Source organism: Luteimonas arsenica (assembly GCF_004352825.1).
Taxonomy (GTDB): Bacteria; Pseudomonadota; Gammaproteobacteria; order Xanthomonadales; family Xanthomonadaceae; genus Luteimonas; species Luteimonas arsenica.
Genome location: NZ_SJRW01000005.1, coordinates 1 through 7,109, shown reverse-complemented (window position 1 = coordinate 7,109; position 7,109 = coordinate 1). Strand labels below are relative to the sequence as shown.

The window sequence follows — 7,109 nt, the reverse complement described above, 5'->3', positions numbered from 1 at the left end:
TCATGACCTTTGGGTTGCTCGCCAGCATGTCAACTTGCAACGGGTTAGCAAACTCAAACTGGCCGCGGCCTAACAAGTCATTCAAGCCGACGCCGCTTCGCGGCGCGGCTTAATTCAGGCGTTAGGCCCCATGCTCAGCATCTTCAGACGCTCCAAGCAGCATAAGTTCAACATCGCCTCAATAGGCGAGAATTGGCTGGTTAGACCGCTAACTCATGACAATATCCCAGGCAAGCTTCACGTTCGGCAGCTTCCATCCGATGTGCCGCGGAACCACTTCCCAATCGTGGCACTGGCATGGACCGATAAGGCGGAACAGACGCTGGAAGCGGACTCGCTTAGCCTTTCGGTCAGACAAACGCTGGAACGAGAAGGAAACTGCCTGCTTGTGCTAGTTCATGAGACGCCAGATCGGTTGACCTGGTACGCCTACGCAGCTAGCTCAAAGGCGCTGGACGGAGCTTTTGCCTCACTGAGCAACGAGAAACTTAGGTGGGGTGTCAACGAAGATCGAGGTTGGCTAGAGTACGAACATGCCAAGAATCTCGTTGGGGCCTAACAATTCATTCAAGCCGACGCCGCTTCGCGGCGCGGCTTAATTCAGGCGTTAGCCCTCATAGGAGCATCATAGTGACGGAGACAAAGTTCGAGGGCGGATGTCAGTGTGGCGCCGTTCGGTATCGGATCGCGGGCGAGCCGCTTATGGCGGCAATCTGCCATTGCTCCATGTGCAGGCGGGCCAACGCAGCACCGGCAGTCGCTTGGGCCATGTTTGAGGAGCCACAACTGACCTTTGTTCAGGGCGAGCCCAAGTTCTACGCTTCATCGGAGGAGGGGAAGCGGGGATTCTGTGGGGCCTGCGGTACGCAGATCTCCTTCTCCGCAACGTACATTCCTGGTTTGGTGGACATCACCATCGGCAGCTTGGACGAGCCGGCCGCGATCGCACCGCAGTTTCACTTTTGGCACTCCAAGCATCTTTCTTGGGCGGAGTTCGCGGACACTCTGCCCCGTCATGCGGAGTTCCCTCCCGCGGGCTGAGGGCTAACAATGCGTTGAAGCCGCTTCGTTCCGCAAAGCACATGGCAGGAAGAGCTTGCCATGTTCTTTGCTCCACTACGCGGCTTGGCTTAACTTAGGTGTCAGGGCTCACTTCGCAATGTTCTGGAGAGTCATAATTCTTCTACTGCTGGTCGCCTGGCTGTACGTCAGCGTTGCAGCAAGTTGGGCTTTAGCAAGAGCGACCACGGTTTCACGACCACGCAAGGTCACGCAGTCGTTGCTCGTGTGGCTGATTCCATTTCTGGGCGCATGGTTGGTCCTGCACATCTTGGCAGAAGCGGAGCCCGAGGCCATTCCATCACGTATATTCGGGTCTACTGGGGTTGGGTGGTTCATCGTTGCTGGAGCGCATGCGGGGCACTTGAGCGCCTCGGAGCAAGCATTGAACTCAGCTGACGGTGGGGGCAGCGGTTCAGATGCGGGTGGCAGCAGTGAGCCCTAACAAATCATTCAAGCCGACACCGCTTCGCGGCGCGGCTTAATTCCGGCGTTAGGCCCCGCAAGGAACTGCGTCGCATGGACAAGAACAACTTCCTTATCGAACTCTCCGAAAGTGACCGCACAGCTTTCGGTCGTGTCGATTTCGCGGCCCAAACACCGCAGCAGCGGGTTTTCTCGGCCATCTGGTCGCTTGAAAGCCAAGTCAATAGCGGCGGCTTTGAGAGCTTTTTCGAGTACGAAGATCCTGCCTTGGTCGCGTTCGCACCAGAAGCGCTGCAGACAATTGGCGCGGTCAGCTGCGCGGACATAGTCCGTCGTGCCGCTTCCGCGAATCCTGGCCACCTGGACGACCTTGACTCTGAGTTCTATGCCTACCCAGACGATCTGACTGACTTGCTGTACAAGTACGTGTCGGCCAATCCAGACACATTCGGTCCCACCACGGGCGGGCCTAACAATTCATTCAAGCCGACACCGCTTCGCGGCGCGGCTTAATTCCGGCGTTAGACCTCTATGTCGAGTTCATCGGATCGTCTTGCTGCAATATCGGAACGGATAAAGAAGGGCGTGGCCGGGCCTACGGAGACCGTTCGAACGGTCCTATCCTGGTTCGGAGCGGAACGCCGGGGCATCTGGGTCGTTAAGCAGATCAACACGGCACTGGATGCCCACGACTTGATGACAGAGCCAAGCTTCGAGTCGACTTGGATCGATGGGCCGGTCACGTTCGTTCGCAAGCCGAAGAAGGGCGCTGAGGATGCACCCATTGATCCGACATTTCGACTTGGCCGGCTTGAGGCGGCGAACAAAGAGATCGTGTCAGTCAAGCCGAACGACAGCTTAGACAAAGTGATCACGCTCATGCTGACCAATGACTTTTCTCAATTGCCAGTCATGAGTGGGCAACGAGACGTCAAAGGCATGGTGAGCTGGAAAACAATTGGCTCACGACTTGCGCTCAATAAGCCATGTACGCAATGCAAAGACTTCATGGAGCCAGCTCAGATTCTTTCGGAGGAGGTTTCACTCCTTGAGGCTGTAGATATCATCGCCAACCACGACTACGTACTTGTCCAGAGATCCGACAAGACCATAGGAGGCTTGGTAACGGCTAGCGACTTTAGTTTTCAGTTCAGAACAATGTCTGAACCTTTCCTCCTTGTTGGCGAAATCGAGAACGGCATTCGCCACTTGCTGTACGGAAAGTTCAACAGCAAGGAGTTGCAGGTCGCACGGGCGGAGAGCGACTCTGGCCGCACCGTCAAAAGTCCGAGCGACCTAACGTTCGGTGAGTATGTCCGGCTTCTTGAGCCAGAGAGCAATTGGAATAAGCTTGGCGTCAAGATTGATCGAGTCGAATTCATCAAACAGCTTGATCGCGTACGAACGATTAGAAACGACGTGATGCACTTCGACCCAGACGGACTTGATCCGGACGACAAGAGATTCCTAACTGAGTTCGCTCATTTTCTCAAGCGCATTCGGGAAATATGCGGATAGAGGTCTAACAATTCATTCAAGCCGAACCCGCTTCGCGGGTCGGCTTAATTCCGGCGTCAGCCTTCCGGGACAGATCATGCGCAAGCTTCTGGCAACTGCGGCACTACTTCCGGCCTTTGCTGTGGCGTCTCCGCCGCCGGACAGCATCAACGACCTTTTCGCGGGCACGTGCATGAAGCACTTCTACTCACAAGACGCGCTACGGAAAGCAATGAGCGACACAGGCGCTCCGGAGGCTCCACCCGAGAAAGCGGAGTTTTTTCTTGGAGGCAACCCAGGCAAGGCGTGGTTCGTTATAGCGCCTTCGACCGCATATGTGGTCGCGCTCCGAGATGACACGGTATGTGCCGTTTTTGCTCAGCGCGCCAACGCTGATCAGGCTCATGCCGGCTTTTCGGCCTTGGTTAGTACGGCCCCGGTACCGTTCGTGGCAGCGAAACAGGACGCAGCCGCGCTTGGCCCCAAAGATTCGCACACTCGCACCGTGGCTTACTCATGGTCGCGGCCAGAAGACAAAGATGAGCTCTTGTTTGTCCTTACCACCTCCGACAGCGCTGACGCCACCGCTCAGGCAATGGCCTCAATGTCACTGGTCGGCAAGGCTAACAATTCGTTCAAGGCGATGCCGCTTCGCGGCACGCCTTAACTCAGGCGTTAGGGCTCACTGTGAAGGACTTCTGGTTCGGCCTGGTTATTCTTCTCCTCGGCGTCGCCATGTTCATTTGGACGCAGATGGACTTTAAGAGTTTGGTCAGAAGCACTGGGCGTCTGTCGAGGTGGGCTGGACTGTTACCGTCTACCCGAGTTGGGCTTACCGCGGCATCTCTGTTCGGTATTCTGCTTGGCCTGAGTGTGGTGCTGCCCATTAACAAGAGTTCCGGGATCGGTAATGTTGTCTCGGTTGCCTTAGTGGTCTTGCTCTTTGGCGGCCTGATCCACGACCTAGTTTCGTACTCCTGGCGTCGTTTCAATGGGGCTGGCGGTGAGCCCTAACAATTCATTCAAGCCGACGCCGCTTCGCGGCGCGGCTTAATTCCGGCGTTAGACCTTTCTGATGCGAACTCACGGCACGCTGACAAAATGGAACGATGACCGAGGGTTTGGGTTCATTTCGCCCGCTCAAGGCAAAGAGGAGATATTTATCCACATCTCGGCGTTTCCAAGAGATGGCAATCGTCCTCGAATCAATGAACTCATATCCTTCGAGACCGAGACGGGACCAAATGGCAAGTTGCGCGCAATCCGCGTCATGCGTCCTGGACAACGCCCAGCTTCAGCCCGGCCTCTTGTAAAGCACCGCCCCAATCAGTCCTCCCGGGTTGTCGGAGTAGTTTTTAGTCTTCTCACAATTGCAGCCATCGGGGCTTATGGCTACTCGCGCCTCACCAGAGCAGCCCCCGAACTTCCTGCAGCGCAGGCTGTAACGGCTTCTCCCGCTCCATCCGCCTTCAAATGCGACGGTCGTACGATGTGCTCACAGATGACTTCTTGCGCAGAGGCGCGTTACTTCCTCAAGCATTGCCCAAGCACCAAGATGGATGGAAACAATGACGGTGAGCCATGCGAGCAACAGTGGTGCAACTGACCGGAGAAGGGTCTAACAATTCGTTCAAGCCGACGCCGCTTCGCGGCGCGGCTTAACTCAGGCGTTAGGCGCCGATGTTCGAGTCCGCGTCCATCGTTCCGTGAAGAATGCGGACGATGAACACTTCGTCCTCAGTCGGTTGCTTGTAATAGATCACATGCGCACCGTGGGGAAGCTTCCGGTAGCCTTCTCGGATCTCGTCGCATGGCTTTCCCATTAGGGGGTTTTCCGCCAGCGAGCGAAAGACTTGATCTATTTCTTTCAAGTACGCATTGCGCTGCCGCACGCCCCATCGGCTCTGCGTAAACCGCGCAATCGACTTTAGGTCGGCCTTCGCCGACTTGGTCAGGTCAAAGCGCCTCACTGCTGTTCCGAGTCCAGCTCGGCAACGAGCGACTCATAGCTATACTTGGCTCGCCCGCTGCGCTCACCAACAATCAGTGCGTTACGTAGAACTTCCAGCCTGCTTTCGGTAGTCTCAAGCAAACGCAGTCCGGCCCGAATAACTTCGCTGGCGGAGCCGTACCGACCACTGTCTACTTGGCCAGCAATGAACTGCTCAAAATGATCACCCAAGCTGACACTCGTGTTCCTAGCCATGGCACCCTCCTGCACTTGTACCAGATACTGGTACAAGTGGCCGCGTATGTCAATCGGCGCCTAACAATGCGCTCAAGCCGACACCGCATCGGGGCGCAAACCACATGGCAGATACAGCTTGCCATGTGCTTCACGCCCCGCTGCGGCGCGGCTTAGCTTAGGCGTTAGGCAACACAAGGGAGTGAATCGTGACTTTGCCAAAAAACAAGCAAATCATTGGGTTCGTTGCCTGGCTCGTAGTGAGCTTCATTGCAGCCGCCATTGGCAGCGCCGCATCCATACAAGCTGGTCCGTTCTATACGCAGCTAGTACGCCCGAGCTGGGCGCCACCACCTGACCTGTTCGGCCCCGTCTGGACAATCCTGTACGCGCTCATGGGCATTGCCGCATGGTTAGTCTGGCGTGTCGGAGGGTTCCGTGCTGCACGTACAGCCCTCACTTTGTTTCTGGTCCAACTCGCAGTCAATGCGCTCTGGAGCTGGCTGTTCTTCGGGTGGCACTTGGGCGGCTTCGCCTTCGCGAACATTGTTCTGCTTTGGATGCTTATCGTTGCAACGCTCATTGTATTCTGGCGTGTCAGGCCGTTGGCTGGCGCGTTGTTCATCCCGTACCTGCTTTGGGTAAGCTTCGCCTCTGCGCTTAATTACTCAGTGTGGCGACTCAATCCTCAGATTCTGGGGTAGCGGGGTGCGTTGCCTAACAATTCGTTCAAGCCGAACTTGCTTCGTTACACCAAACACATGGCAGAAAAAGCTTGCCATGTGTTTGGCTCCACTACGCAAGTCGGCTTAACTCAGGCGTTAGGCCTTGGTTTCTCGGCACTGTTGTAGCCGGGTTATGAGCGGACTGGGGCATTTCGCTCATCCGTAGCGTTTGCATTTCGCACGCGCGGGAGTGACATCGGCGGTCACTCGTGGCGCAGCTCGGCTTCGGACAGACGCAGATTCTGCACAAGTACGATCATCCTGAATCGGCCTCGTGAGGGTTGGCGGTGCGGCTTCTTGGCCGCGCGCCCGGGCAACTTGGCTTCGGCCGCAGCAAGCTCCAGTTCCAGCCCAAGCTGCCTGGCCAGACTTGTTGTAGTGTTCGACCAGGGGTTGGGCCGTGACAGGTCGGGCGGGGTGCCAGGCAGCGGCGGCCTAACAAGTCATTCAAGCCGACGCCGCTTCGCGGCGCGGCTTAATTCCGGCGTTAGACCTTTCTGATGCGAACTCACGGCACGCTGACAAAATGGAACGATGACCGAGGGTTTGGGTTCATTTCGCCCGCTCAAGGCAAAGAGGAGATATTTATCCACATCTCGGCGTTTCCAAGAGATGGCAATCGTCCTCGAATCAATGAACTCATATCCTTCGAGACCGAGACGGGACCAAATGGCAAGTTGCGCGCAATCCGCGTCATGCGTCCTGGACAACGCCCAGCTTCAGCCCGGCCTCTTGTAAAGCACCGCCCCAATCAGTCCTCCCGGGTTGTCGGAGTAGTTTTTAGTCTTCTCACAATTGCAGCCATCGGGGCTTATGGCTACTCGCGCCTCACCAGAGCAGCCCCCGAACTTCCTGCAGCGCAGGCTGTAACGGCTTCTCCCGCTCCATCCGCCTTCAAATGCGACGGTCGTACGATGTGCTCACAGATGACTTCTTGCGCAGAGGCGCGTTACTTCCTCAAGCATTGCCCAAGCACCAAGATGGATGGAAACAATGACGGTGAGCCATGCGAGCAACAGTGGTGCAACTGACCGGAGAAGGGTCTAACAATTCGTTCAAGCCGACGCCGCTTCGCGGCGCGGCTTAACTCAGGCGTTAGGCCGCTTGTTGCGTGATGCGCAACGTGATACAGTGGGCCCATGATCAAGTCGTTCCGGCATAAAGGCCTGCGCAAGCTCTTTGAGACCGGAAGCACCTCAGGCGTCCAAGCCAGCCAC

The 7,109-nt window shown here is 56.5% G+C and carries 9 protein-coding genes; 7 read left to right on the top strand and 2 right to left on the bottom strand.

What is annotated here, in order from left to right; all coding sequences use genetic code 11:
• Positions 1–492 precede the first annotated feature (492 nt).
• From E2170_RS14310 to E2170_RS13685, 5 genes are all read left to right on the top strand, one after another.
• The gene (locus E2170_RS14310) at positions 493–1,041 is read left to right on the top strand and encodes a GFA family protein (protein ID WP_484496905.1); all 549 of its coding nucleotides are present in this window, start codon (positions 493–495) and stop codon (positions 1,039–1,041) included.
• A 537-nt stretch (positions 1,042–1,578) separates the two neighbouring features.
• Complete coding sequence (locus tag E2170_RS13700) at positions 1,579–1,998, top strand: DMP19 family protein (protein ID WP_133001252.1); 420 nt, start codon at positions 1,579–1,581, stop codon at positions 1,996–1,998.
• Positions 1,999–2,016: 18 nt separating this feature from the next.
• On the top strand, positions 2,017–3,003 hold the full coding sequence (locus tag E2170_RS13695; protein WP_133001251.1) for a CBS domain-containing anti-phage protein: 987 nt from the start codon (positions 2,017–2,019) through the stop codon (positions 3,001–3,003).
• A 76-nt stretch (positions 3,004–3,079) separates the two neighbouring features.
• Positions 3,080–3,649 (top strand): NMCC_0638 family (lipo)protein, encoded by a 570-nt coding sequence (locus tag E2170_RS13690; protein ID WP_133001250.1) that lies wholly within the window; start codon positions 3,080–3,082, stop codon positions 3,647–3,649.
• Between the two features lie 408 nt (positions 3,650–4,057).
• The gene (locus E2170_RS13685; protein ID WP_133001247.1) at positions 4,058–4,588 is read left to right on the top strand and encodes a cold shock domain-containing protein; all 531 of its coding nucleotides are present in this window, start codon (positions 4,058–4,060) and stop codon (positions 4,586–4,588) included.
• Between the two features lie 64 nt (positions 4,589–4,652).
• Here the strand turns inward: E2170_RS13685 and E2170_RS13680 are convergent, their stop codons facing one another.
• On the bottom strand, positions 4,653–4,952 hold the full coding sequence (locus E2170_RS13680; protein ID WP_133001249.1) for a type II toxin-antitoxin system RelE/ParE family toxin: 300 nt from the start codon (positions 4,950–4,952) through the stop codon (positions 4,653–4,655).
• Entirely contained in the window at positions 4,949–5,188 is a 240-nt protein-coding gene (locus E2170_RS13675) for a type II toxin-antitoxin system ParD family antitoxin (RefSeq protein WP_133001248.1), read from the bottom strand. The genes E2170_RS13680 and E2170_RS13675 overlap by 4 nt, the downstream gene beginning before the upstream one ends.
• Before the next feature lie 194 nt (positions 5,189–5,382).
• Here E2170_RS13675 and E2170_RS13670 point away from each other — a divergent pair, with 194 nt between their 5' ends.
• Positions 5,383–5,871, top strand: coding sequence for a TspO/MBR family protein (locus tag E2170_RS13670; protein WP_133001253.1), 489 nt, complete (start codon positions 5,383–5,385; stop codon positions 5,869–5,871).
• A 521-nt stretch (positions 5,872–6,392) separates the two neighbouring features.
• The gene (locus tag E2170_RS13665) at positions 6,393–6,923 is read left to right on the top strand and encodes a cold shock domain-containing protein (RefSeq protein ID WP_133001247.1); all 531 of its coding nucleotides are present in this window, start codon (positions 6,393–6,395) and stop codon (positions 6,921–6,923) included.
• The last annotated feature ends 186 nt before the right edge of the window (positions 6,924–7,109 follow it).

Bases quoted from the DNA above. Each gene is read 5' to 3' on its own strand.
- E2170_RS13700 (WP_133001252.1), top strand. From the start codon at position 1,579: ATGGACAAGAACAACTTCCTTATCGAACTCTCCGAAAGTGACCGCACA.
- E2170_RS13695 (WP_133001251.1), top strand. From the start codon at position 2,017: ATGTCGAGTTCATCGGATCGTCTTGCTGCAATATCGGAACGGATAAAG.
- E2170_RS13690 (WP_133001250.1), top strand. From the start codon at position 3,080: ATGCGCAAGCTTCTGGCAACTGCGGCACTACTTCCGGCCTTTGCTGTG.
- E2170_RS13685 (WP_133001247.1), top strand. From the start codon at position 4,058: ATGCGAACTCACGGCACGCTGACAAAATGGAACGATGACCGAGGGTTT.
- E2170_RS13675 (WP_133001248.1), bottom strand. From the start codon at position 5,188: ATGGCTAGGAACACGAGTGTCAGCTTGGGTGATCATTTTGAGCAGTTC.
- E2170_RS13665 (WP_133001247.1), top strand. From the start codon at position 6,393: ATGCGAACTCACGGCACGCTGACAAAATGGAACGATGACCGAGGGTTT.